This is a genomic window from Pseudomonas sp. Marseille-Q5117, from assembly GCF_946901175.1.
Lineage (GTDB): Bacteria > Pseudomonadota > Gammaproteobacteria > Pseudomonadales > Pseudomonadaceae > Aquipseudomonas > Aquipseudomonas iranensis.
The window spans coordinates 140,419-165,197 of the sequence record NZ_CAMPPP010000004.1; the positions used below are offsets into that span (position 1 = coordinate 140,419).

Genomic DNA, 24,779 nt, shown 5'->3' on the forward strand with positions numbered 1-24,779 from the left:
TTACGTTATCCGAGGCAACAATGGCCGAACAAGGTTCGCCGCGCCGCTTTGCGCGCATAGATCGACTCCCCCCTTACGTGTTCAACATCACCGCCGAGCTGAAAATGGCCGCTCGCCGCCGTGGTGAAGACATCATCGACCTGAGCATGGGCAATCCCGACGGCGCCACGCCGCCGCACATTGTCGAAAAACTGGTGCAGGTCGCCCAACGTGAGGACACCCACGGTTACTCGACGTCCAAAGGCATTCCGCGCCTGCGCCGGGCAATTTCCAACTGGTACAAGCAGCGCTACGAAGTCGATATCGACCCGGAAAGCGAAGCCATTGTCACCATCGGTTCCAAGGAAGGCCTGGCGCATTTGATGCTGGCGACCCTTGACCAGGGCGACACCGTACTGGTGCCGAACCCGAGCTATCCGATTCACATCTACGGCGCAGTGATTGCCGGCGCTCAGGTGCGTTCGGTGCCGCTGGTGCCGGGGGTGGATTTCTTCGATGAGCTGGAGCGGGCCATTCGCGGCTCGATCCCCAAGCCGAAAATGATGATCCTCGGTTTCCCGTCCAATCCGACCGCGCAGTGCGTGGAGCTGGATTTCTTCGAGCGGGTGATCGCCCTCGCCAAGCAATACGACGTGTTGGTCATCCACGACCTGGCTTATGCCGACATCGTCTACGACGGCTGGAAAGCCCCGTCGATCATGCAGGTGCCGGGGGCCAAGGACATTGCGGTGGAGTTTTTTACCCTGTCCAAGAGCTACAACATGGCCGGCTGGCGCATCGGTTTCATGGTCGGCAACCCGGAATTGGTCAGCGCCCTGGCGCGGATCAAGAGCTACCACGACTACGGCACTTTCACCCCGCTGCAAGTGGCGGCGATTGCCGCGCTGGAAGGCGATCAGCAATGCGTGCGCGACATCGCCGAGCAGTATCGTCAGCGTCGCAACGTGCTGGTCAAGGGCCTGCATGAGCTGGGCTGGATGGTCGAGAATCCGAAAGCGTCGATGTACGTCTGGGCGAAGATTCCCCAGGCGTATGCGCATCTGGGTTCGCTGGAGTTCGCCAAGAAATTGCTGGCCGAGGCCAAGGTTTGCGTCTCGCCCGGGGTTGGCTTTGGTGAGTACGGTGATGACCACGTGCGCTTCGCGCTGATCGAAAACCAGGACCGTATTCGTCAGGCTGTACGCGGCATTCGCGGGATGTTCCGCGCGGATGGCTTGGTTACCAAATAACTGACACGCCTCTGATCGTTCCCACGCTCTGCGTGGGAATGCAGCCAGAGACGCTCTGCGTCTCAAAGCGGACGCAGAGCGTCCATTGAGGCATTCCCACGCGGAGCGTGGGAACGATCAAGCAGGAAGTCCACGCCCACAAAAAAACCGCATCACTGCGGTTTTTTTGTGCCTGCAAACTGCCGCTTATACGAACAGCGACAGCAGCAGGATAAAGCCCAGGCCGACCACCGAGAGGATGGTTTCCATCGCGGTCCAGGTCTTGAAGGTTTCGGCCACGGTCATGTTGAAGTACTGCTTGACCAGCCAGAAACCGGCGTCGTTGACGTGGGACAGAATCAGCGAACCGGCGCCGGTGGCCAGCACCAGCAGCTCACGGTTGACGCCCGGAATCATGCCGACAACCGGCACCACAATGCCAGCGCCAGTGATGGTCGCCACGGTCGCCGAACCGGTTGCAATACGGATCACCGCCGCCACCAGCCAGGCCAGCAGGATCGGCGAGATCTGCGCGCTGACCGCCATGTGGCCGATCACGTCACCCACGCCGCTGGTCACCAGCATCTGCTTGAAGCCACCGCCGGCACCGATGATCAGAATGATCGCAGCGGTAGGCGCCAGGCTTGCGTCGAGCCACTTGAGCATCTGGTTGGAACCGATGCCCTGCTTGTAGCCAAAGGTGTACAGCGACAGCAGCAACGCCAGCAGCAGTGCGGAGATCGGGTGGCCGATCATGTCCATCCAGATGCGGAAGAAGTTGCCATCCGGCAGTGCCACGTCCGCGAAGGTTTTCAGCAGCATCAGGAACACCGGCAGCAGCACGGTGACCAGAGTAATGCTGAAGCTTGGCAGGTTGGCCGAATCGTTTTCACGGGCCAGTTGATCGACCAGCTCCTGATTCGGGTGACCCGGGATGTGCTTGGCGATGAAAGTACCGAAGATCGGACCGGCAATGATAGCGGTCGGCAGTGCGACGATCAGACCGTAGAGAATGGTCTTGCCGATGTCAGCGCCGAACACGCCGATGGCCAGCAGCGGACCCGGGTGCGGCGGCACCAGACCGTGCACGGCAGAGAGGCCGGCGAGCAGCGGGATACCGATTTTGATGATCGATACGCCAGTGCGACGCGCAACGATGAACACCAGCGGAATCAGCAGCACGAAGCCGATTTCGAAGAACAGCGGGATGCCCACCAGAAACGCGGCGAACATCATTGCCCATTGGACTTTGTCCTTGCCGAAGGCGCGGATCAGGGTCTGGGCGATCTGATCGGCGCCGCCGGATTCGGCCATCATTTTGCCGAGCATGGTGCCCAGGGCGAGGATGATGCCGACGAAACCGAGCACGCCACCGAAGCCGTCCTGGAACGCCTTGATGATGGTGTTGATCGGCATGCCTGAAGTCAGGCCGAGGAAAGCGGCGGCGATGGTCAGGGCAATGAACGGGTGAATCTTGAATTTGGTGATCAGGATAATCAGGCCGATTACCGTGACCACCGCATCGAGCAGCAGGAACGTCTCGTGGGACATGCCAAACATGGGGGGTGTCTCCTGGATTGTTGTTGTTATTAAAGCGGGTTGAACAGAAGTCGGAAGGACAGCGCTGTCTTTTTCAACATTCTCATACCGCCTGTTTCAGACCGTTGGCCTGCCACCAGACGTGAGCCTGCAGGGCCAGCTCTTCGACGCTGTGAATCGAGGCATTGAGCGGCAGAGTCAGCGGCTCGCCCTTGGGCGATTCGAGGGTGGCGAACTGGCTTTCGATCAACGTTGCCGGCATGAAGTGGCCCGGGCGGTGCGATACACGCTCGGCGGCGACTTCCGGAGTCAATTCAAGAAACACGAAACCGAGGCCCGGCAAGGCACTGCGCAGACGTTCGCGATAGCTGTGTTTAAGGGCGGAGCAGGTCAACACCGGGCGTTGGCCTTGGGCATCGACGCGACGCAGTTCATCGCACAGGCTGTCGAGCCAGCCGGCGCGGTCTTCGTCGTTCAGGGGGATCCCCGCGCTCATCTTTTCGATGTTCGCGGCCGGATGAAAAGTATCGCCTTCAATGGCAGTGGCGCCGCTCAATTGGCACAGGGCCTGGCTGACGCACGTCTTGCCGCAACCGGCAACGCCCATGATGACCAGGGCGGTGATGGGATGACTCATATAACACCTCAGCGCGCAGACAGCGCTACCTTTGCTAGCTATGACTCTAGTGCACAGGCAGAAGTTGCCGACGCCTTCTTGTCGTTTTTTTGGGTTGCAGCAGGTTTGTTCCCGACGCCAAAAAGCACAGATCAGGCAGGACCGCGCTCACGCATTTGCAGCTGCATCAGGACAGCGCTACCTTAGTGCCTTGATTTTTGTTTGGCAAGCCGCCCGATGACCTCCCCCAAGAACGATAAAAATACCCGCACCACCGGCCGTCCGACCCTCAACGAAGTAGCCCGCCTGGCCGGCGTCAGCCCGATCACTGCCTCGCGCGCCTTGCGCGGGGTGAGCACGGTAGCCACCGAACTGGTGGAAAAAGTGCAGAAAGCCGCGCTCGAACTCAACTACGTGGTCAACCCCGCCGCCCGCGCACTGGCCTCGGCGCAGAGCCATTCGGTAGTGGTACTCGTGCCGTCGCTGTCCAACCTGCTGTTCATCGACACCCTGGAAGCCATTCATCGGGTGCTGACGCCCAAGGGCTTCGAAGTGCTGATCGGCAACTTCCACTACTCGCGCGATGAAGAAGAAAATCTGCTGCGCAACTACATGGCTTATCAGCCGCGCGGCTTTCTGTTGACCGGTTTTGATCGCACGGAAAGTTCGCGGCGGATGATCGAGGCCAGCAACATTCCCTGCGTGTACATGATGGAGCTGGACAGTGCTGCAGGAGTCAATTGCGTGGGTTTCTCGCAGTTGAGCGCGGGGGAAACTGCCGCCGAACACCTTCTGTCTCGCGGGCGTAAACGTCTGGCTTACATTGGTGCGCAGCTGGACCAGCGCACGTTGTTGCGCGGTGAGGGCTTCCGCAAGGCGTTGCATAAGGCGGGCCGCTACGACCCGGATCTGGAAGTGCTGACACCGCGTGCTTCGTCTGTGGGCTTGGGTGGCGAGTTGTTTTTGCAGTTGCTGGCGACGCATCCGGATGTCGATGCGATCTTCTTTGGCAACGATGACCTGGCCCAGGGTGCGCTGCTTGAAGCCTTGCGTAACGGCATCAAGATTCCCGAGCAGGTGGCGATCCTCGGTTTCAACGATTTGCCGATGTCCGAACACATGGTGCCGCGCCTGAGCAGCATCAACACCCCCCGTGAGGCGATCGGCCGGCGCGCGGCAGAGCAGATGCTCACGTTGATGGCGGGCAACAAAGTGGCGCGGCCGGTGGAGGATATGGGGTTTGAGCTGAAGGTGCGCGAGAGTACCTGATCCCTCACAAATGCTGAGTTGAAACACAACCCTTGTGGGAGCGAGCCTGCTCGCGAAAGCGGTCGGTCAGTCAGCATTGATGCAGCCGACACAATGCCTTCGCGAGCAGGCTCGCTCCCACAGGGGATCTCTACCAAATTCAATGGCTGAGCAGGTCAACCAACGCCTGCGCACCCTTCTGCAATGGCTGGCTCTTGAGCCACACCGCGTGCACAGGCAGCACCAGGCCATTTTCGATGTTGCGAAAATTCAGCCGCTTCAAGCGTCCCGCCTCCAGCCACGGCTGCACCACCGACAGCGGAAAATTCCCCCAACCCAATCCCGCTTCGACCATCTCCATAGCCGTCTCAAGATTGTCCGTACGCCAGTAGGATTCAGCCACCAATGGCCGCGTCTCGCTGATCGGCAAGTCGCGGCTGGCGACGATGATCTGCCGCACTTGCACCAGATCTTCGAGAAACACATCCCGCCCCTGCAACAACGGGCTGTCCGCCGCCAGCGTGGCGATCATGCGTTCGCTGCCGACGAACTGAAACCGCTCCAGCGCATTCACGCTCAAACCGGCGAACGCCAGGCACACGCTGACCCTGCCAGTGTGCAACATCGCCAGCACATCATCCTGCGGCGCAGTCAGCACTTCGATGTCGAGCAACGGATGCCGCTCGGCAATCACCTTGATCGCTGCCAGCAAGCGCCGTCGATCGATGTCCGCGACCACGCCGACCGACAATCTGCTTTCCAGTCCCAACGACAGCTCCACCGCGTGCACTTGCAGTTGCTTGAGCTGCTCGGCGATCAGCCGCGCGTGCGGCACCAACGACTGCGCCATCGCCGTGGGTTGCGGCTCGCGATGACTGCGGTCGAACAACGGGTAACCGAGTTCCGCTTCAAGATTGGCAATGCCCATGCTCACCGCGGAGGGCACCTTGCCCAACTGCCGCGCGGCAGCGGAGAACGAGCCGCGTTCGATCACCGCGAGAAACAATTCGATGCTGTCGCTGCTGAAATTCAAATGCCTCACCTATCAATAAAACTGAAAGCTTCCGACTTTTTCTGTCAGGTCTATTGAAGCTATCTTTCGCCGCCTTCGCCAGCCCTGCTGGCCAACATTCGGCAAGAAAGAGGCAAATCTGCATGCAAGGCGTGAAACGCAAACTGGTCTACGTGTCGCTCTACGAAGTGATTGGGATGACCTTCTCGGCCCTCGGCCTGGCGTTGCTCTCGGGCACGTCGCCGGGCAGCACCGGGCCGCTCGCGGTGATCATCACCAGCATCGCGGTGACCTGGAATATCATCTACACCTCGCTGTTCGAACGCTGGGAAAGCCGCCAGGTCTCGCGCACCCGCACCGTGAAACGGCGCATCGCCCATGCGGTCGGCTTTCAACTGACGCTGATCGTGTTTCTGATTCCGCTGATCGCGTGGTGGATGAACATCAGTCTGGTGCAGGCGTTCCTGCTGGATCTGGCGCTGATCATTTTCATCCCGTGCTACACGTTCGTGTTCAACTGGCTGTTTGACCGGTTCTTCGGTTTGCCGAACTCGGCGCTGCCGGACTCGGCAACAGCATAACGGTACGTCGCGCTACTAGCGTGACGTGCCAGCAACCTGTTGATCGTGATGTTGACCATTGCTGATTCGGCCTGCTCATGCGGAACTGGCGTGGGCGAATATGGCGCATCGCTAATGCAGTTCGCGATAAACACCTGCTGAACGGCATTTGAGGGCAAACGTCCTTAGACCGTTTGTCGGAAACGATACCGAACCTGTAATTTCTGACAGTAGACGCTGAGCTTTGCTTGAAGAACCATGGAACGGGTCATGCGACAGCATGGCTGGCTCTTTGTCACTCACCAGCAAGGAAGGAAATCATGTCTAAAGATCTGCAAAACAAAGCCACGACGGCCATAGGGCACATCGCTATATTTGCCAATGAGGAAGCTCAAGGAGAGGAAAGCCTGTCCATCACACGACGTGTGTTGTCGTTGGACTCCGATAGCCTGTATATCGCTGGAAATGTACGCAACGACGTGACCTCCCACGGAGCGGATATCTATATCAATGCCGCAATTGAGGCCGGTACTACTTATATTTTCGAATCACGGCCAAATGGTGGCAACTACATTCCCAAGGTATGGGAGAAAAGTTCCTGGACTGCACTGTCGCCTGGCGGAAAGATCACCATCGATGAAGTCGACGTCGCTAACCAAACTGTAAAAGGCAGTTTCGAGTACACCGCGGCATCACCAGATGGGACAAAAACTGCTCAGGTCCGCGGCAACTTTAATTTAAGAAAATAAACGAAAGCCTCGAGCAAGCCGCGTGAAACTGCCCCACCCTGCAGTCGGGGCAGTTGTAGGGTTCGTCAGTTCAATTGCAGGGTTTCATTGAACTGACTGATCGCATCCACCACATGCCGCGAGCCCTGCTGAATCTCGAGGATCACCTCGCCCGCCTCGTTCGCCAGTTCCACGCCCAGCCCTGTCCGGCTCAGGCTTGACTGCATGCTCGATACCGCGCTCAGCGACAGGTCATGGTTCTTGCGCACCACATCGACGATTTCCAGAGTGGCCTGACTGGTCCGCGCGGCGAGGCTGCGCACTTCATCGGCGACCACGGCAAAACCTCGCCCATGCTCACCGGCGCGCGCCGCTTCGATCGCTGCGTTGAGCGCCAGCAGGTTGGTCTGGTCGGCAATGCCGCGAATGGTCTGGACGATGGTGCCGATGATGTCCGACTGTTTGCTGACCGCATCGATGCTCACCGCGGCTTCGTTCAAGTCGCGGGAAATGTCCTGGATGATCTGCACGGTTTGCTGCACCACCTGGGAGCCTTTCTGCGCGCAGGCGTCGTTTTGTACCGAGGTGCTGTGGGCGGATTCCGCAGCGTTTTGCAGGGTGGTCATCTGCCGGGTGATGTCGCTGGCGAACTTGACCACTTTGTACAGGCGGCCCTTGGCGTCGAACAGCGGGTTGTACGAGGCTTCCAGGTAAACCATCTGCCCAGACTTGTTCTTGCGCTCGAAACGGTGCGAGTGATATTCGCCGCGATTGAGCGAAGCCCAGAACGCTTTGTATTGGGCGGACTCCGCTTCGGCGCGGTGACAGAACAGGCTGTGGTGCTGGCCGACAATTTCAGGATGCGCGTACTGCATGGTTTGCAGGAAGTTGTCGTTGGCGCGGATGACATTGCCTTCGGGGGTGAACTCGATCACCGCCATGGAACGGCCGATCGCCGCCAGCATGGCTTCTTCTTCATGTTCTTTGTTGATGCGCGCGGTGATGTCCGCCGCGACCTTGATCACACTTCTGACCTGTTTGTCGGGCCCGAACACCGGCATGTAACTGGCTTCAAGCCAGATCTCCCGGCCGCTCTTGTTCAGGCGCAGAAAAGTGCCGCTGAGCGGTTCACCACGGGCCAGGTCGCGCCACAACTTCGCGTAGTCCTCGCTGCGGTAGAAGCTTTCTTCACAAAAGATCCGATGGTGTTTGCCGCGCACTTCTTCGGCGCTGTAGCCCATGGTCTTGCAGAAGTTCTCGTTGGCGTCGAGAACGATGCCGTCCGGGGTAAACTCGATCATCGCCATCGAGCGGCTGATGGCCTCTATTTTCGCGTTGGCCTCGGTCAGCGCACAGCTGAAACGCTCGATTTCCCGCAGGTCAGCCTTGTGATGTAGGTTGAACATGGTTGTATCACCTTCCGCGCGTTCTTTTGATTTGATGAAAGTTCAGGTCTTGCAAGATCCATCACTACGTTCCACAGAACAGGCACACGCCTTCCTCCACGGGAGGAAGTTGTCAGGTGATAAATGATGATCAATCGGAGGGTCCCTGCAGCGACGCTCTGATCAAGACATCCTTTTCTTGATAGCCCGCAAGCGGGCCAGCCCTAACGCGTAGAAGAACTTCCATTTAGATGACGCTCCTTGTTGGTTCAGTGTCGGTGCCTTGGATTGCGCACTCTGGCAGCATGAATCACGGTCCAACCTGGCACCGCCGCCCTGTTGGGATGACGGTCGACATGGTTAGTTACTTGCAAAGCATAGCCATCCCGACGCCGGGCGCAAGGCCACTAGTCGGCCAGTATCTGGCATTTTTTGCACAAGAAACGGTTCAGCGCGGGAAACAGTGTGGTGAAAACGGGCGTTTTCGCCAGCGCAGCGGAAGCCCGCGAAACGGGCTCCCGTAGAGATTGCTTAATGGCCGAAGATGTCGACCTTCTTGGCTTTCTTCTCGGCACGTTTTTCAATCGCGGTCTTGGCCGGTTTCTTCTTCGCGGCTTTCTTTGAATCCATACCTTTGGACATGATCGGTACTCCACTCACAGGGGTGTGAGTTCAGGTATACACCTATCCCGTGGCGCGCGTTCTTTTATAATCGGCGCTTTTCGCAGCGACAGCCCGAACCATGTCCGATATCCACTACAGCCAGCTCGACGAATCGTTGTGGCCGTTGATGAACAAGTTCTACCGCAGCCACCAGTCGTCGATGAAAGCCGTGCGCGAGGCGCAGCTGTGGGTCGCAAAGCGCGGCGAGATTGTAGCGGCGCTGTGCCTGCGTCCGGTAGCGGGCGGGCATTGGCTGACGGGGTTGTTTGTTGATCCGCAGTGTCGTGAGCAGGGCGTCGCTGCGCAGTTGATCGCGGCGGCGGTAGCCCAAGTGGACGAGCCGGTGTGGCTGTTCTGCCATCCGGACCTGCGCGTGTTTTATGAGCGACGCGGATTCAGCTTCGATCCGCCGCTGCCGCAGGCGATGGCCGAGCGGTTGAGCCGGTATGCGCGGAGCAAGCCGATGATTGCGATGGAACTTAATCCCGCAGATATACGCTGAATCCGTGTGGGAGCGAGCCTGCTCGCGAATGCGGTGTGTCAGCGCCGAAGTTGGTTCTGATACTCCGCGTTCGCGAGCAGGCTCGCTCCCACAGGGATTGATGGTGTTCTGACAATCAGTCGTCAGCGTTGGGATCAAGGTCCGGGAACAGCACTTCGGTAAAGCCGAACTTGCTGAAATCGGTGATCCGCGACGGATACAGCCGGCCGATCAGGTGATCGCATTCATGCTGCACCACTCGCGCATGAAACCCCGAGGCCACGCGCACGATTGGCTCGCCCTTGGGATCAAAGCCTTCGTAGCGGATCTGCTGATAGCGATCCACCGCACCGCGCAGGCCCGGCACCGACAGACAACCTTCAAAGCCCTCTTCCATCAGCGGATTCAACGGCGTGATCAGCGGATTGATCAGGATCGTCTGCGGCACTGCTTCAGCGTCCGGGTAACGCTCGCTGTGTTCGAAGCCGAAGATCACCAGTTGCAGGTCGACGCCGATCTGCGGCGCCGCCAAGCCAACGCCGCCGACGCTTTCCATGGTCTGGAACATGTCATCGATCAATTGCCAGAGCTCGGCGCTGTTGAACATTTCCGGTGGTACCGGCGCGGCGATGCGCAGCAGGCGCTCATCACCCATTTTCAGAATTTCACGAATCATGGTCGCGCTTCGTCAGTGTCCGGCTTGAGCGAATGATCGCGGCCCAGGCCCGAGACGTGTTGTTTGGTCGATTCGTCGGGCTCGCCAGGGGCCTTTTCGCCCTTGTCCTTGCCTTCGGCGGACATGTGCTCAATCACCGCATTCATTTCTGCGCCGAGCAACAGCACCGCCGCGGAAATATAGAAATACAGCAAGAGCACGATGATCGCCCCGATGCTGCCATACATCGCGTTGTAGTTGGCGAAGGTTTTCACGTAGAAGGCAAACCCCAACGAGGCTAGGATCCACACCACTACAGCCAGCACCGAACCTGGGGTGATGAAGCGGAAGTCCTGTTTGACGTCGGGCATCACGTAATAGATCAACGCCACCGCGACCATCATCAGAATCACGATCACCGGCCAGCGCGCAATCGTCCACACCGTGACGATGAAGTCTTCCAGCCCCACTTGTGCGGCAATCCAGCCCATCACCTGCGGCCCGAGCACCATCAGCGCGGCGGCGATCAGCAGCATGCCGGCGATGCCGACGGTGTAGACGATCGACAAAGGGAAACGCTTCCAGATCGGCCGGCCTTCGACCACGTCGTAAGCGGCGTTCATCGCGCTCATCATCAGGCGCACGCCGGCGGACGCGGTGTACAGGGCGATGACGATACCGATGGAGAGCAGGCCACCCTTGGATTGCTGCAACTGATCGATCACCGGATTGACCTGCTCCAGCGCCTGCGGCGGCAGCACCAGTTCGGATTGCAGACGCAGCCACGAGAAGAAATCCGGCAGGTGCAGGAAACCGATCAGGGCGATCAGGAAAAGAATGAACGGGAAGAGCGAGAACAGCATTTGGTAGGCCAATGCCGAGGCGTAGGTCGACATTTCGTCATCGACGAATTCAGTGACCGTGCGCACCATCACCCGGTGCAGGGGCAGACCTTTCATGTCCGGGAATATCATTCGCGTCTCCTTGCGCCGCAAAAGGTTGAAGTCGTGGCGACTCAGGGGCCGTTTTTTACCTCAAGGTAGCCTGTTTGACGAGCCTTCGGCGGATGACCGCAGGGTTCTGATACAAAAACGGCCATCCTTGGATGGCCGCTCGTGTGATTCGTTCAAGGCTCGCTTACGCCTTGTCGACGCCCTTTTTCACAGCGTCCTTGGCGTTGCCGACCGCTTGCTGGGCTTCGCCTTTTTTCTCTTGGACTTTGCCTTCAGCCCGCAGCTTGTCGTTGTCAGTAGCTTTGCCGACGCCTTGTTTGACGTTGCCGACGGCTTCGTTGGCCATGCCTTTTACTTTATCGCCTGTGCTACTCATGGTGTTTCTCCGTGAAGCATAAAGGGAAGAAAAGTCATTACGTAACGATTGACCGGTGCGCTTTGCGCCGAGTTTCATTTATTTTGCCAGCATTTCGTCGTGGCATGCAGGTTGCGCTTTATGTTTGCCGGCGTTGCCCCGAGAATGCTCAGCCTACGGGCGCTGAGCCCGGCACACCGATTCGCAGGAATGTCATGAAGCTCAATAAAACCCAGGCCATCGCCCGTCGCAACCAGGAACTGGGCGGCGCCGTGCTCGGCACCAACAACTGCCACTTCGCCGAACTGAACCGTAACCGCAATATCTGGTGGTTCGACCTGCCGGTATCGCGCTTGGCCATCGGTCAGTACGAGTGGATTCACTTGCTGCTGCACACCCCGGCCACCGATGAGTTGCTGCACCTGAAAGTGCCGACGGTGTTCCTGCGCGAAAAGCTCGAGGGCCTGGTGATTCGCAACGAAGGCAAACGCAAGGCGGCGCTGAGCCTGGAATTGAGTGCGGACAAGGATTCGTATCTGCAGGACATGCGACCGGCGGGGACCAATGTGAATTTTGCGCCGTTTCGTCAGTAGGATTTGCACTTGATCGTTCCCACGCTCTGCGTGGGAACGCATCTCGGGACGCTCTGCGTCCCTGCAGTGCTGGACGCGGAGCGTCCGGGGCGGCATTCCCACGCGGAGCGTGGGAACGATCAGTTCACCAACAAAAAGCCCCGCATCTGCGGGGCTTTTTGTTTACGCGGCAGACTTGGCCTTGATCTTCTTCAGTTCTTCATCCCGCAATTCGCGGCGCAGGATCTTGCCGACGTTGGTGGTCGGCAGCGCATCGCGGAACTCCACCGAACGCGGCACTTTGTAGCCGGTGACGTTGGCGCGCATGTGGTCCATGACCTGCTCTTTGGTCAGGGTCACGCCCGGTTTGGCAACGATGAAAATCTTGATCGCCTCGCCCGACTTCTCGTCCGGTACGCCGATCGCCGCACACTGCAACACGCCCGGCAAAGTGGCCAGCACGTCTTCCAGCTCGTTCGGATAAACGTTGAAGCCGGATACCAGAATCATGTCTTTCTTGCGATCGACGATGCGCATGTAGCCGTCCGGCTGGATCAGCGCGATGTCACCGGTTTTCAGCCAGCCGTCGCTGTCGAGCATTTCATCGGTGGCTTCCTGACGCTGCCAGTAGCCCTTCATCACCTGCGGGCCTTTGACGCACAACTCGCCGATTTCGCCTAGCGGCTGCTCGACACCGGCATCGTCGATGACTTTGCACAGGGTCGACGGTACCGGAATGCCAATGGTGCCGATCTGGATGTGCTGGATCGGGTTGACCGTGGCCACCGGGCTGGTTTCGGTCATGCCGTAGCCTTCGCAGATGGCGCAACCGGTCACGGCTTTCCAGCGCTCGGCCGCAGCCAGTTGCAGGGCCATGCCGCCGGACAGGGTGACTTTCAGCGCGGAGAAATCCAGCTTGCGGAAACCTTCGTTGTTGCACAGCGCCACGAACAGCGTGTTCAGACCAACAAAACCGCTGAACTTCCACTTCGACAGTTCCTTGACCATCGCCGGCAGGTCGCGCGGGTTGCTGATCAGGATGTTGTGGTTGCCGATCAGCATCATCGCCATGCAATGAAAGGTGAACGCATAGATGTGATACAGCGGCAGCGGCGTGATCAGGATCTCGCAGCCTTCGTTGAGGTTGGAGCCCATCAGCGCCTTGCATTGCAGCATGTTGGCGACCAGGTTGCGGTGCGTGAGCATCGCGCCCTTGGCCACGCCGGTGGTGCCGCCGGTGTATTGCAGCACCGCGACATCGCCGCTGTCCGGGTTGGCTTCGGCCACTGGCTGGCCGTGGCCCTTGCTCAGGACGTCGTTGAATTTGATGGCTTTGGGCAAGTGATAGGCCGGGACCATTTTCTTCACGTACTTGATGACGCTGTTGATCAGCAGGCGCTTGATCGGCGGCAGCAGGTCGGCGACTTCGGTGACGATGACGTGCTTGACGCCGGTCTTCGGCACCACGGCTTCGGCCAGGTGCGCCATGTTCGCCAGGCACACCAGGGCTTTGGCGCCGGAGTCGTTGAATTGGTGTTCCATTTCCCGCGCGGTGTACAGCGGGTTGGTGTTGACCACGATCAACCCGGCGCGAATGGCACCGAAGACCGCGACCGGATACTGCAGGACGTTGGGCAGTTGCACGGCGATTCGATCACCGGGCTGCAAGTCGGTATGCTGTTGCAGATACGCGGCAAAGGCACCGGACAGCTCGTACAGCTCACCGTAGGTGATTGTCTTGCCGAGGTTGCTGAAAGCCGGTTTGTTGGCGAAGCGTTGGCAGGATTGCTTCAACACTGCCTGAATGTTCGGATACTCGTCTGGATTGATCTCGGCTGCGATTCCAGCCGGGTACTTATCCTTCCAAAAGTCTTCGATCATGGAAGCCCACTCCTCAGCAACGCGAATTCTTCACCGCATTTGATGCGATTATTATTGGTGTGTGTTTTGTATTGGTGAATCCGGCGTTTTACAGGCCGAGAAGTCACAAAGCGCGCCGAGAGTAGCAGCTTTGCCAAGGGTCGACCAGAGCCAAAAGAGGCCCCTACAGTCATATTGATGACTCAAGACTTGCCAGCGGTCATTTTAGAGCAAAAATCCTATAACCCCCTAAAACCCCCGAATTCAGCGGGCACAAAAGATTCGCGAGCAGGCTCGCTCCCACAGAAAGCATCGATACCTGTGGGAGCGAGCCTGCTCGCGAATGTCACGCGCGCTGCGGTTCAGGCCTAGGCGATATCCCGCAACTCGCGCCGCAGAATTTTGCCTACAGGCGTCATCGGCAACGACTCACGCAGCACGATGTGTTTCGGCACCTTGTAGGCCGTGAAATTCTCTTTGCAGTACGCCTTCAGCTCTTCCAGGCTGACCCCGCTCTCCCGCGCCACGACAAACAGCTTCACCGCCTCTCCCGAACGTTCGTCCGGCACGCCGATAACCGCGCAGTTGGCGACTTTCGGGTGGGCCATGACCACGTCTTCGATTTCGTTGGGGTACACGTTGAAGCCGGAGACGATGATCATGTCCTTCTTGCGATCGACGATGCGCACGAAACCGTCCGGGTCGATCACGGCGATATCACCGGACTTGAACCAGCCCTCGGCATCCAGCACTTCGGCGGTGGCTTCGGGCTTGTTCCAGTAGCCCTTCATGATCTGCGGGCCTTTGATGCATAGCTCGCCGCGCTCGCCCAGCGGCTGTTCGACGCCGTCATCGTTGATGATTTTCACCAGCGTGCCCGGCACCGGCAGGCCGACAGTGCCCAGCCGCGACTGATCGCCGTAAGGGTTGGTGCAGGCCACTGGCGAGGTTTCGGTCAGGCCGTAGCCTTCGGTGATACGGCAACCGGTCATCTGCTCCCAGCGCTCGGCGGTGGCCTTGACCAGCGCGGTGCCGCCGGAGTTGGTGAGCTTGAGGCTGGAGAAATCCAGGGTCTTGAAGTCAGGGTGATCCATCAGCGCGACGAACAAGGTGTTCAAACCCAGCAGCGCCGAGAAGCGCCAGTTCTTCAGTTCCTTGATGAAGCCGGCGATGTCGCGCGGATTGGAGATCAACACGTTGTGGTTGCCCGACACCATCATGCACATGCAATTCGCAGTGAAGGCATAGATGTGGTACAGCGGCAGCGGCGCGATCATCACCTCCTGGCCTTCGCGCAACAGCGGCTGACCGTCCGGGCCGAGCTGAGCCAGACAGGCGCGCACCTGCTGCATGTTCGCCACCAGATTGCCGTGGGTGAGCATCGCGCCCTTGGCCAGGCCGGTGGTGCCGCCGGTGTATTGCAGCACGGCGATGTCATCGAGGCCGACGTTCAGCGGTTTGATGCCCAGACCACGCCCCATGCGCAGCGCGCTTTTGAACGAAGTGGCTTGCGGCAGCGAATACTCGGGAACCAGTTTCTTCACTTTGCTGACCACGGTGTTGACCAGCCAGCCTTTGGCGGTGGGCATCAGGTCGCCCATCTTCGCTTCGATCAAGTATTGGATGTCGGTGTCGGGCAGCACTTCCTGGACTTTCTGCCCGAACAGATTCAGGTAGACCAACGCGCGTGCACCGGAATCCTTGAACTGGTGGCGCATTTCCCGTGGCGTGTACAGCGGGTTGGTGTTGACCACGATCAGCCCGGCGCGCAGGGCGCCGAACACGGCAATCGGATAATGCAGAACGTTGGGCATCTGCACCGCAATGCGATCCCCCGGCACCAGATCGGTATGGGCCTGCAGGTAACCGGCGAACGCCGCGCTCTGGCGCTCGAGTTCAGCGTAGGTCAGGGTGATGCCCATGCTGCTGAACGCCGGGCGGTCAGCGAACTTCTTGCAGGAACGCTCAAACACTTCGATGACCGACTTGAACTCGCCCATGTCGATGTCCAGCGGTACGCCGGCCGGGCGTTTGTCATTCCAGAAATCAGGTTGCATTGTTCTTGTCCTCGTTACCTGAGCCGATCCGGGAGCCGCTTTCTGTCGTTTCTGCTTCGTCCATGGAAGGCGAAAAGCACAAAGCGGAGCTTCACGGACACTAGCAGCTATGGCCATTGAGGCAAATATGACGCAAGCCCTCATTGATCCCGTGAATCTTCCTGCCGTGGCGTGAGCTGATCAGACGCGCTATACACTGTGGCGATGCTGAGCAAAGGAAGCGCCATGACCCACGACACCTTCTGGCTGGACGCGAGTGACCGCAGCCGCCTGTACGTCAACCGCTGGCTGCCGGCCACGCCATTGAAAGCGGTGATTCTGCTGGCCCATGGCATGGCCGAACACAGCGCTCGCTACACGCGGCTCGCTGACACGTTTTGCGACAAAGACTATGGCGTCTACGCCCCGGATCTGCGTGGCCATGGTCGCACCGCCGACAACGGCACTCTCGGCCATTTCGCCGATGACGACGGTTGGTGCAAGGTCGTCGGCGATCTGGCCAGCCTCAACCAGCACATCGGCCAGCAACATCCCGGCGTGCCGATCATCCTGCTCGGCCACAGCATGGGCAGCTACATCGCCCAGGCCTATCTGCTGCACCACAGCGCCAGTCTGCACGGGGCGATTCTCAGCGGCTCGAATTACCAGCCAGGGGCGCTGTATCGCGTCGCCCGGCAGATTGCCCGGCTGGAAAAACTGCGCCAGGGCGGCAAGGGCCGCAGTGCATTGATCGAGTGGCTGTCGTTCGGCTCGTTCAACAATAAATTCAAACCGGTGCGCACCCGTTTCGACTGGCTGAGCCGCGACCCGGCCGAGGTCGACAAGTACGCCGCCGACCCGTTGTGCGGCTTTCGCTGCACCAATCAGCTGTGGATCGACCTGTTCGGCGGCTTGCAGCAAATCAGCAAAGCGTCCAATCTCGCGCAGATCGATCCGGGCCTGCCGCTGCTGGTAATTGGCGGCGAATGTGATCCGGTGAGCGAGGGCAAGCGTCTGACAGATCTGGCCAATGCCTTGCGCAGGGCCGGCGGCCAGCACCTGCAACTGAAGATCTACCCGCAGGCCCGGCACGAATTGTTCAATGAAAGCAATCGCGACGAAGTGACTACCGATGTGCTCGCCTGGATCGACCAGGCCCTGAGCCACCGGCGCCCACAGCGCAGCGAATAATTTTTGTGGATTGACTGAAATCCGTCACAGGAATCGAGACCGATGACCCAGGTTACCAACATCCCTTACGAAGCCCTTGAAGTCGGCCAGACCGCCAGCTACAGCAAGACTGTCGAAGAGCGCGACATTCAGCTGTTCGCCGCGATGTCGGGCGACCACAACCCGGTGCACCTGGACGCCGAGTTTGCCGCCGCCAGCATGTTCAAGGAACGCATCGCCCACGGCATGTTCAGCGGTGCGCTGATCAGCGCCGCCGTTGCCTGCGAACTGCCAGGGCCGGGCACTATTTATATCGGTCAGCAGATGAGCTTTCAGAAGCCGGTGAAGATCGGCGACACGTTGACGGTGCGCCTGGAGATTCTGGAGAAACTGCCGAAATTCCGCGTGCGCATTGCCACTCGCGTATTCAATCAGCGTGATGAGTTGGTAGTGGATGGCGAGGCCGAAATTCTCGCACCGCGCAAACAGCAGACGGTGACGTTGCCGACATTGCCGGCGATCAGTATTGGTTGATGATTGGGAAGTGTCAGGTAGATTGCTACCCCCTCACCCCAGCCCTCTCCCCCAAGGGGGCGAGGGGAAAAGGGAGCTGATCTGCATCGGATTCAAATCCTGCGCTCGGCGCGGGCGATCTTCAAGACCTTCCAGAACCAGAGTTCAACTCAGATCGCTCAAGTCGGCGTAACTCCGGCATTCACCTCGGTCAGTCCCCTCTCCCTCCGGGAGAGGGCTAGGGTGAGGGGCTTTTCCTGCGGGCACAAAAAAACGCCAGACAAGCTGGCGTTTTTTATCAGCCGACTAACTCTTACGAGTTGGCACGAGCCTGGTTACGCAGGGCTTTCACCTGGTCGTGGTTGCGTTGTACGCCGTGGTACTGACGCTCAACCAGATCCTTGATGCCAACCAGATTGTGCTTGTTGATCTTCTCGATCGCTTCACGATAAGCCTTCAGCGCATGGTCTTCACCGCGCTCGGCTTCGTTCAGGACAGCCTCTTCGTCTTTACCGGTGAACATGGATTTGACGTCGACCCAGCGACGGTGCAGATCACCGGCAACGCTGGTCGAAGTTTCCGGATCACCGCCCAGCGAACGTACCTGAGCCTGCAGCTCGGCTGCTGCGGTGGCGCAATCGGCGGAGCGCTGCACGAACAGGGTTTTCAGTTCTGGGTGCTTGATGTCTTCGGCGCAAGTCTTGAACCCTTCCTGACCGTCCTTGCAGGTTTCAATCAGGTCGTTGAGTACAGAAATGGCTTCTTTATTCATGTCGGTCATTTTTCAATTCCTTGCGATGGGTTGAAGATGCAAGGGATATTGCAGTGTGCGTGCCAGCTTCGCTTTACGAAAAAATATCTTTATTTTCAATGAGTTAAGAAAGATTGAACCATCTGTATGCTGGTTTTTTGCATGATCTGTCATTTGGCCTGCATGCAGAATGCCTGTATTTTCCAGGCTGTCCTGTGAATCGATGAAGCGTGCTGATGAATCCGGAAAAACTCGAACTGCTGATCACCCGCGAGATGCCCTTCGGCAAATACAAAGGGCGGATCATTGCCGACTTGCCTGGCCCCTATCTGAACTGGTTCGCCCGCGAAGGCTTTCCCCACGGTGAACTCGGTGGCCTGTTGGCGTTGATGCAGGAGATCGACCACAACGGCCTGTCCGACCTGCTCGAACCGCTGCGCGCCAAACACGGCAAACCCGCCCCGCGCCACTGACGCGCCCTTCCCTCTTGAGCCTTGCCGACCATGCCTGACAACACCCGCCGCGCCCGTGACGAAGCCTTCTGGCAGACATTCGCCGACCGATACGACGTGCAGCCCGGCCCGGTCAATCTGGAAAACGGTTACTTCGGGCGCATGTCGCGAACGGTGATCGAGGAGTACCAGCGCAATATCGAGCTGATCAACACCAGCAACTCGATTTATGTGCGCCAGCGCTTTGAACAGCACGACAACCTTGAGATCCGCGCGCAACTGGCCGAACTGATCGGCGTGCGCGCGCAAAGCGTGGCGCTGACGCGCAATGCCACTGAAGGCCTGCAGTCGCTGATCCGCAATTACAATCGCCTGCAACCGGGCGATCAGGTGCTGATCTGTGACCTCGAGTACGACACGGTCAAGGGCGCCATGCGCTGGCTGGCGCAACAGCGTGGCGTTGAGGTCATCGAGATTACCCACCACCATCCCGCCAGTTTCGACAGCCTGCTGGAAAGCTACCGCAAAGCTTTCATCCGCCACCCGAAACTCAAACTGATGGCGCTGACCCATGTCACCCATCGCACCGGCCTGGTCATGCCGGTGCAAGCCATCGCCGCGCTGGCCAGAGAGCACGGCGTCGACATCATCCTCGACGGTGCCCACGCCCTCGGCCAGATTGAATTTGACCTGCAAGCGTTGGGCATCGCTTTCGCCGGTTACAACCTGCACAAATGGATCGGCGCACCGCTGACCCTTGGCTTCATCTATATCGCCCCGCAGCGTCTGGCTGATATCGATCCGGACATGGGCGAGATGCATTACCCGGTCAGCGATATTCGCGCGCGCACCTCGTACAGCACGCCGAACATCCCGGCGCTGATGACCTTGCCGCTGGTGTTCGAAGAGCACGACGCGCTCGGCGGCGCCGCAGCCAAAAGCCCACGCCTGAATTACCTGCGCAACCTGTGGGTCAGCGCCGTGCGACACCTGCCGGGCATCGAGGTGCTGACGCCGGACGACCCGCAACTGTATTGCGGGATCACCGCGCTGCGCTTCACCCGGCATGCCGATCAACAGGCCATGGCCGAGCGGCTGCTCAGCGAATTCAACCTGTTCACCGTGGTGCGCACCGGCGCCGCATGCGGGCCGTGCATTCGCATCACCCCGGGGCTGACCACCACGGCTGGCGAGATGGAGCAGTTGGTCCACGCATTGAACCAGCTGCGCTAGAACGGCACACCGGAGTTTTTTTCGTAGCCTTCAAGACCAAGCTGCGACGACACGGCGAACGTGTCGATGCCGAGGGTCTGGCTGGCGAAGGCGCCGTCTTCAAGATCGGCGCCGGCGATCGGCTGCAATAGCAACTGCAAGGCGTCCTCGGCGGCAGCTTCACAGCCGCAGCGGCCTGGGAGGTGCAAGGTGCCGGCCCAGGCCTCGTGGTGAGCTTGCGCTCCTGCTTCGTCGCCGGGAATGAATACGTTCAGCTTCAGGCAAGCAGCGCCGTGCGCCGGCCGATCCGGATAGACGCTGGTGAAACGGACGATGCCATGGCTGTCGGTCGATTGACTGCCGCCCAGGCTGGTGTCGCCATCGACACGCTGTTGAATGCGCACCAGCGCGCCGATGACCGGCTCGCTGGTCATCGCATCGACCAGCGACAGACGCAGGATCAGCGGCAGGCCTTCGACTCCCTGGCTGATATTGCGCACTTGGGAATCGGCTGCGGGGCGGCCGAGGGAAAGTTGCTGCGGTTGATAACGGGATTGTGGTGTAAGGGTCAGAGACTGACGGTCGTCCATGAGGCGTTCTCTCTTCCATAAGAAGAACGCAGGTTAACCCCGGCAAACGGACCGCGTGCGTTAACTATGTATCGCGGCATGTATGTTTACTTTCTTCGGCGCAAAAAAAAGGTGCGCCGACCAAGCGCACCATAAAGCCGTAAAGCACACAACGAGGTGTAGGGGTAAAGATCAGTCCAGCAGCGCCAAGGCTTCGGCAGTGCATTCCTGAATGCGCGCCCAGTCGCCGTTCTTGATCCACTCCGGATCAAGCATCCAGCTACCGCCCACGCACATGACGTTTTTCAGCGCCATGTAGCTCTTGATATTGGCCGGGCCGACGCCGCCAGTCGGGCAGAATTTCACTTCGCCGAACGGGCCGCCGAGCGCCTTGATTGCCGCCACGCCACCGCTGACTTCCGCCGGGAACAGCTTGAAGCGGCGATAGCCCAGACCGTAGCCTTCCATGATCCCCGAGGCGTTGCTGATGCCCGGCAACAGCGGAATCGGGCTGTCGACGCTGGCTTCGAGCAGGTCGCGGGTGATGCCCGGGGTGACGATGAATTGCGAGCCTGCCGCTTCCGCCGCTGCGAGCATGTTGCGGTCGAGCACGGTGCCGGCACCGGTCATCAGTTCCGGGCGCTGTTCGCGCAGGATCTGAATCGCCTTGAGGCCGAACTGCGAACGCAGGGTCACTTCCAGCGCGGTCAGGCCACCGGCGGCGAGGGCGTCGGCCAGTGGCAGCACGTCCTGTTCGCGGGCGATGGTGATCACTGGCAGGATCCGCGCCTTGGCGCAGAGACTGTCGATCAGGGCAACTTTGTCCGCCATGGAAACGGTCGGGGATGGGGTTGTCATAGCGGCTGTTCCTTGGCTCATGGGCACCAGTAAATCTCTAACGTAGGTTGCAGAAACGCGCGCACCGGCATGGCCGCAACGTCATCGGATGCCAGCGCGGCATTCAGGGTGGTCAGTTTCGATTGACCGGAAATCGACAGAATCTTGTGCCGGGCCGAGGCCAGCAGCGCGCGGCTCATGGTCAGGCGCTGACGCGGCACGCTGGGCGCCAGCATCGGCCAGCAACGGCGTGTGCCATCGGCTTGCAGGGCTTCGGCGAGGTTCGGGCTGTCGGGGAACAGCGACGCGGTGTGACCGTCATCGCCCATGCCCAATACCAGGACGTCGATCGGCGGCAGTTCGCCGAGCAGACGATCGGCCTGTTCCGCAGCCTGCTCGACATTGGCCGCCGCGCTGTAGAGGCTGAGGAACTGTGCCTTGGCTGCCGGGCCTTTGAGCAGATACTGTTTGAGCAGGCCGGCATTGCTGTCGGCATGTTCAACCGGTACCCAGCGTTCGTCGGCGAGGGTCACGACGACCTTCGACCAGTCCAGCTCCTGCTTGGCCAGGTGTTGGAAAAACGCTACCGGGCTGCGTCCGCCGGACACCACCAGCACCGCGTTGCCGCGCGCCGCGATGGCGTCGCTCAGTTGCTTGGCAACGTTCAGCGCCAGGCCTTCGGCGAGCAGCACCGGGCTGTTGAATTCGCGGGCAGTCACGCCCGTCGGCAGTTGCACATCAGATATCGCCATACCACGACCTCCCGTCCCGCGTGATCAAAGCAATGGAGCTCATCGGCCCCCACGACCCGGCCGCATACGGCTTGGGCGCGTCACCGGATTTCTTCCACCCGGCGATCAGCTGGTCACACCACTTCCACGCGGCTTCGATTTCATCTTTACGGACAAACAGGTTCTGATTGCCGTTCATCACTTCCAGCAACAACCGCTCATAGGCATCGGGGATCCGCGCGCTACGCCAGGTGTCGGAGAAATTCAATTGCAGCGGGCCGCTGCGCAGTTGCATGCCCTTGTCCAGGCCCTGCTCCTTGGTCATCACGCGCAAGGAAATGCCTTCGTCCGGTTGCAGGCGGATGATCAGTTTGTTGCTGATTTGCAGACGCTGCTCCGGGGCGAAGATGTAGTGCGACGGTTCCTTGAAGTGGATGACGATCTGCGACAGCTTCTGCGGCATGCGCTTGCCGGTACGCAGGTAGAACGGCACGCCGGCCCAGCGCCAGTTGCGGATGTCGGCACGCAGGGCGACGAAGGTTTCGGTGTCGCTCTGGGTATTGGAATTCGGTTCTTCGAGATATCCCGGAACGGATTTGCCTTCGCTGTGGCCAGCGATGTACTGGCCGCGCACCACTTGCGTGGTCAGGCCTTCCGGGCTGATCGGCGCCAGCGCCTTGAGCACTTTTACCTTTTCATCACGAATGCTGTCGGCGGACAGGTCGGCCGGGGGGTCCATGGCAATCAGGCAGAGCAGCTGCAACAGGTGATTCTGGATCATGTCGCGCAGCTGGCCGGCCTTGTCGAAATAGCCCCAACGGCCTTCGATGCCGACCTTCTCGGCCACGGTGATTTCCACGTGGGAGATGTAATTCTGGTTCCACTGGGTTTCGAACAGACTGTTGGCGAAACGCAGGGCGATCAGGTTCTGAACGGTTTCTTTGCCCAGGTAGTGGTCGATGCGGTAGGTGCGGTCTTCCGGGAAGAACTGCGCGACGGCGTCGTTGACCTTGCGCGACGATTCCAGGTCAGAGCCGATCGGTTTTTCCAGCACCACGCGAGTGTTCTCGGCCAGACCGACTTTCTCGAGGTTCTCGCAGATCGCGCCGTAGACCGCCGCCGGAGTGGCGAAGTAGGCAATCATGCGTTGGCTGCTGCCGGCCAGTTCCGCCAGCGCCACGTAATCTTCAGCCTTGAGGAAGTCGACGTGCAGATAGGTCAGGCGCGCGAGGAAGCGCTCGGCCACGGTTTCGTTCAGCTCTTTGCCGACGTACCGGCGCAATTCGGCGGCGATGAACGCCATGTGCTGCTGCTCGCTGCCGGGCTCACGGGCCAGCGCGATGATTCGCGTGTCCTCGTGCAGCAGGTCGGCACCGTCAAGGTGATACAGGGCAGGAAACAGCTTGCGCAGGGCCAGATCGCCCAGCGCGCCGAACAAGGCAAAGGTGCACGGTTCAACCGTAATGGAAGGCATGATGTTTGTTCTTTTATCAAGTTAAGCTACAAATACCTTTTTTCAAGGCATCACTCAAGGGAAAATGTAGTAATAACCACAACATTTTCGCAGAATACTCAATCCGAGTGGTGGTCGCCCGGACGCATCAGTAGGATAGGCCACCGTCACGGGCCATATCAAAGGCCCAATTTGCATAGCCCGACGCAACTCTGCGTCGGTGAATCAGGAATTCCATATGGACCGCGTGCGAAATTTACTGGAACAGATCCAGAGTCGCCTTGAAGAGCTGAACAAGGCCGAACGTAAGGTCGCCGAGGTGATCCTGCTCAACCCGCAGCAGGCCACCCGCTTCAGCATCGCCGCCCTCGCCCAGGCCGCCTCGGTGAGCGAACCGACGGTCAACCGTTTCTGCCGTTCGTTCGGTGTCAGCGGTTACCCCGAACTCAAGCTGCAATTGGCGCAGAGCCTGGCCAGTGGCGCGGCGTATGTCAGCCGCGCGGTCGAGGCTGACGACAATCCCGAGGCGTACACGCAGAAGATTTTCGGCAGCGCGATCGCCTCCCTGGATAGCGCTTGCCAGGCGCTGGACCCGAACCTGATCAGCCGCGCCGTCGACCTGTTGATTCAGGCCCGGCAGATCCACTTTTTCGGCCTCGGCGCCTCTGCCCCGGTGGCGCTGGATGCTCAGCACAAGTTCTTCCGCTTCAACCTAGCGGTTACCGCGCACGCCGATGTGCTGATGCAGCGGATGATTGCTTCGGTGGCGCACACCGGCGAGCTGTTCGTGATCATTTCCTACACCGGGCGTACGCGCGAATTGGTGGAAGTGGCGCGGATCGCTCGCGAGAACGGTGCTTCGGTGCTGGGCCTGACGGCGGAGAATTCGCCGCTGGCCAAGGCCAGTACCTTGAGCCTGAACATTCCGTTGCCGGAAGACACCGACATTTATATGCCGATGACGTCGCGGATCATTCAGTTGACGGTGCTGGATGTGCTGGCGACGGGGATGACCTTGCGCCGCGGGGTGGATTTCCAGCCGCATTTGCGCAAGATCAAAGAGAGTTTGAATGCCAGCCGGTATCCGGTGGGTGACGAATTCAATTGATGCCAGATCTCGGCTGACTGTTCGGCCCTCTTCGCGAGCAGGCTCGCTCCCACAGGGGAATGCAGTTCAAATGTGGGAGCGAGCCTGCTCGCGAAAGGGCCAGCCGACTTGC

General features: G+C 59.6%; 25 protein-coding genes and 1 pseudogene. 11 read left to right on the forward strand and 15 right to left on the reverse strand.

What is annotated here, in order from left to right:
* Nucleotides 1-20 precede the first annotated feature (20 nt).
* Entirely contained in the window at nucleotides 21-1,229 is a 1,209-nt protein-coding gene (alaC, locus tag OC605_RS09115; RefSeq protein WP_016773552.1) for an alanine transaminase, read from the forward strand.
* A 186-nt stretch (nucleotides 1,230-1,415) separates the two neighbouring features.
* Here alaC and OC605_RS09120 read toward each other — a convergent pair whose 3' ends face one another.
* Both OC605_RS09120 and OC605_RS09125 read right to left on the reverse strand, forming a co-directional pair.
* Nucleotides 1,416-2,768, reverse strand: coding sequence for a GntP family permease (locus OC605_RS09120; RefSeq protein WP_016773551.1), 1,353 nt, complete (start codon nucleotides 2,766-2,768; stop codon nucleotides 1,416-1,418).
* Nucleotides 2,769-2,850: 82 nt separating this feature from the next.
* On the reverse strand, nucleotides 2,851-3,384 hold the full coding sequence (locus OC605_RS09125) for a gluconokinase (RefSeq protein ID WP_016773550.1): 534 nt from the start codon (nucleotides 3,382-3,384) through the stop codon (nucleotides 2,851-2,853).
* 216 nt (nucleotides 3,385-3,600) lie between these two features.
* Here OC605_RS09125 and OC605_RS09130 point away from each other — a divergent pair, with 216 nt between their 5' ends.
* On the forward strand, nucleotides 3,601-4,632 hold the full coding sequence (locus OC605_RS09130; protein ID WP_186567682.1) for a LacI family DNA-binding transcriptional regulator: 1,032 nt from the start codon (nucleotides 3,601-3,603) through the stop codon (nucleotides 4,630-4,632).
* 139 nt (nucleotides 4,633-4,771) lie between these two features.
* On the opposite strand, the gene OC605_RS09135 is transcribed toward OC605_RS09130, so the two are convergent.
* Complete coding sequence (locus tag OC605_RS09135) at nucleotides 4,772-5,644, reverse strand: LysR family transcriptional regulator (RefSeq protein WP_262136728.1); 873 nt, start codon at nucleotides 5,642-5,644, stop codon at nucleotides 4,772-4,774.
* 122 nt (nucleotides 5,645-5,766) lie between these two features.
* On the opposite strand from OC605_RS09135, the gene OC605_RS09140 reads away from it, so the two are divergent.
* Nucleotides 5,767-6,204: a PACE efflux transporter gene (locus OC605_RS09140; RefSeq protein WP_262136729.1), complete on the forward strand. Its 438-nt coding sequence runs from the start codon at nucleotides 5,767-5,769 to the stop codon at nucleotides 6,202-6,204.
* A 299-nt stretch (nucleotides 6,205-6,503) separates the two neighbouring features.
* Entirely contained in the window at nucleotides 6,504-6,932 is a 429-nt protein-coding gene (locus OC605_RS09145) for a hypothetical protein (RefSeq protein ID WP_186567679.1), read from the forward strand.
* A 65-nt stretch (nucleotides 6,933-6,997) separates the two neighbouring features.
* On the opposite strand, the gene OC605_RS28140 is transcribed toward OC605_RS09145, so the two are convergent.
* Entirely contained in the window at nucleotides 6,998-7,537 is a 540-nt protein-coding gene (locus OC605_RS28140; protein ID WP_223259141.1) for a methyl-accepting chemotaxis protein, read from the reverse strand.
* Between the two features lie 6 nt (nucleotides 7,538-7,543).
* Nucleotides 7,544-8,317: pseudogene (locus OC605_RS28145) on the reverse strand (PAS domain-containing protein); the annotation flags it as partial.
* Nucleotides 8,318-9,038: 721 nt separating this feature from the next.
* Here OC605_RS28145 and OC605_RS09160 point away from each other — a divergent pair.
* Nucleotides 9,039-9,461 carry a GNAT family N-acetyltransferase gene (locus OC605_RS09160; protein ID WP_186567678.1) on the forward strand — a complete coding sequence of 141 codons (423 nt, stop codon included), beginning with the start codon at nucleotides 9,039-9,041 and terminating at the stop codon, nucleotides 9,459-9,461.
* A 115-nt stretch (nucleotides 9,462-9,576) separates the two neighbouring features.
* Here OC605_RS09160 and def read toward each other — a convergent pair whose 3' ends face one another.
* The 3 genes from def to OC605_RS09175 all read right to left on the reverse strand — a co-directional run bounded on the left by def (nucleotide 9,577) and on the right by OC605_RS09175 (nucleotide 11,424).
* The gene (gene def / locus OC605_RS09165) at nucleotides 9,577-10,116 is read right to left on the reverse strand and encodes a peptide deformylase (protein WP_041479189.1); all 540 of its coding nucleotides are present in this window, start codon (nucleotides 10,114-10,116) and stop codon (nucleotides 9,577-9,579) included.
* The gene (locus tag OC605_RS09170; RefSeq protein ID WP_123443670.1) at nucleotides 10,113-11,069 is read right to left on the reverse strand and encodes a YihY/virulence factor BrkB family protein; all 957 of its coding nucleotides are present in this window, start codon (nucleotides 11,067-11,069) and stop codon (nucleotides 10,113-10,115) included. The genes def and OC605_RS09170 overlap by 4 nt, the downstream gene beginning before the upstream one ends.
* A 163-nt stretch (nucleotides 11,070-11,232) precedes the next feature.
* On the reverse strand, nucleotides 11,233-11,424 hold the full coding sequence (locus tag OC605_RS09175; RefSeq protein ID WP_042607250.1) for a CsbD family protein: 192 nt from the start codon (nucleotides 11,422-11,424) through the stop codon (nucleotides 11,233-11,235).
* Between the two features lie 194 nt (nucleotides 11,425-11,618).
* On the opposite strand from OC605_RS09175, the gene OC605_RS09180 reads away from it, so the two are divergent.
* A complete protein-coding gene (locus tag OC605_RS09180) occupies nucleotides 11,619-11,996 on the forward strand; it encodes a hypothetical protein (protein ID WP_016775519.1) in 378 nt (125 codons plus the stop codon).
* Between the two features lie 162 nt (nucleotides 11,997-12,158).
* Here the strand turns inward: OC605_RS09180 and fadD1 are convergent, their stop codons facing one another.
* Complete coding sequence (fadD1, locus tag OC605_RS09185) at nucleotides 12,159-13,856, reverse strand: long-chain-fatty-acid--CoA ligase FadD1 (protein ID WP_024014053.1); 1,698 nt, start codon at nucleotides 13,854-13,856, stop codon at nucleotides 12,159-12,161.
* Nucleotides 13,857-14,203: 347 nt separating this feature from the next.
* Nucleotides 14,204-15,892: a long-chain-fatty-acid--CoA ligase FadD2 gene (gene fadD2, locus OC605_RS09190; protein ID WP_024014054.1), complete on the reverse strand. Its 1,689-nt coding sequence runs from the start codon at nucleotides 15,890-15,892 to the stop codon at nucleotides 14,204-14,206.
* A gap of 225 nt (nucleotides 15,893-16,117) precedes the next feature.
* On the opposite strand from fadD2, the gene OC605_RS09195 reads away from it, so the two are divergent.
* Nucleotides 16,118-17,062 (forward strand): alpha/beta hydrolase, encoded by a 945-nt coding sequence (locus OC605_RS09195; RefSeq protein ID WP_262136730.1) that lies wholly within the window; start codon nucleotides 16,118-16,120, stop codon nucleotides 17,060-17,062.
* 42 nt (nucleotides 17,063-17,104) lie between these two features.
* Nucleotides 17,105-17,575, forward strand: a complete 471-nt coding sequence (locus OC605_RS09200) for a MaoC family dehydratase (protein ID WP_003227420.1) — start codon at nucleotides 17,105-17,107, stop codon at nucleotides 17,573-17,575.
* A gap of 292 nt (nucleotides 17,576-17,867) precedes the next feature.
* Here OC605_RS09200 and OC605_RS09205 read toward each other — a convergent pair whose 3' ends face one another.
* The gene (locus OC605_RS09205; protein ID WP_016773542.1) at nucleotides 17,868-18,335 is read right to left on the reverse strand and encodes a ferritin-like domain-containing protein; all 468 of its coding nucleotides are present in this window, start codon (nucleotides 18,333-18,335) and stop codon (nucleotides 17,868-17,870) included.
* Between the two features lie 206 nt (nucleotides 18,336-18,541).
* Here OC605_RS09205 and OC605_RS09210 point away from each other — a divergent pair, with 206 nt between their 5' ends.
* Both OC605_RS09210 and OC605_RS09215 read left to right on the forward strand, forming a co-directional pair.
* Nucleotides 18,542-18,778: a DUF3820 family protein gene (locus tag OC605_RS09210; protein WP_003227425.1), complete on the forward strand. Its 237-nt coding sequence runs from the start codon at nucleotides 18,542-18,544 to the stop codon at nucleotides 18,776-18,778.
* Between the two features lie 30 nt (nucleotides 18,779-18,808).
* Entirely contained in the window at nucleotides 18,809-19,990 is a 1,182-nt protein-coding gene (locus OC605_RS09215) for an aminotransferase class V-fold PLP-dependent enzyme (RefSeq protein ID WP_262136731.1), read from the forward strand.
* Here OC605_RS09215 and OC605_RS09220 read toward each other — a convergent pair.
* The 4 genes from OC605_RS09220 to zwf all read right to left on the reverse strand — a co-directional run bounded on the left by OC605_RS09220 (nucleotide 19,987) and on the right by zwf (nucleotide 23,580).
* Nucleotides 19,987-20,559: a hypothetical protein gene (locus OC605_RS09220; protein ID WP_262136732.1), complete on the reverse strand. Its 573-nt coding sequence runs from the start codon at nucleotides 20,557-20,559 to the stop codon at nucleotides 19,987-19,989. The two genes, OC605_RS09215 and OC605_RS09220, sit on opposite strands and share 4 nt — an antisense overlap.
* A gap of 171 nt (nucleotides 20,560-20,730) precedes the next feature.
* Nucleotides 20,731-21,396 (reverse strand): bifunctional 4-hydroxy-2-oxoglutarate aldolase/2-dehydro-3-deoxy-phosphogluconate aldolase, encoded by a 666-nt coding sequence (locus OC605_RS09225; RefSeq protein ID WP_016773539.1) that lies wholly within the window; start codon nucleotides 21,394-21,396, stop codon nucleotides 20,731-20,733.
* A gap of 17 nt (nucleotides 21,397-21,413) precedes the next feature.
* Nucleotides 21,414-22,127 carry a 6-phosphogluconolactonase gene (gene pgl / locus OC605_RS09230; protein ID WP_024014058.1) on the reverse strand — a complete coding sequence of 238 codons (714 nt, stop codon included), beginning with the start codon at nucleotides 22,125-22,127 and terminating at the stop codon, nucleotides 21,414-21,416.
* Entirely contained in the window at nucleotides 22,114-23,580 is a 1,467-nt protein-coding gene (zwf, locus tag OC605_RS09235) for a glucose-6-phosphate dehydrogenase (protein WP_016773537.1), read from the reverse strand. Before zwf ends, pgl begins: the two co-directional genes overlap by 14 nt.
* Before the next feature lie 226 nt (nucleotides 23,581-23,806).
* On the opposite strand from zwf, the gene OC605_RS09240 reads away from it, so the two are divergent.
* On the forward strand, nucleotides 23,807-24,667 hold the full coding sequence (locus tag OC605_RS09240) for a MurR/RpiR family transcriptional regulator (protein WP_169842436.1): 861 nt from the start codon (nucleotides 23,807-23,809) through the stop codon (nucleotides 24,665-24,667).
* Nucleotides 24,668-24,779: the final 112 nt, after the last annotated feature.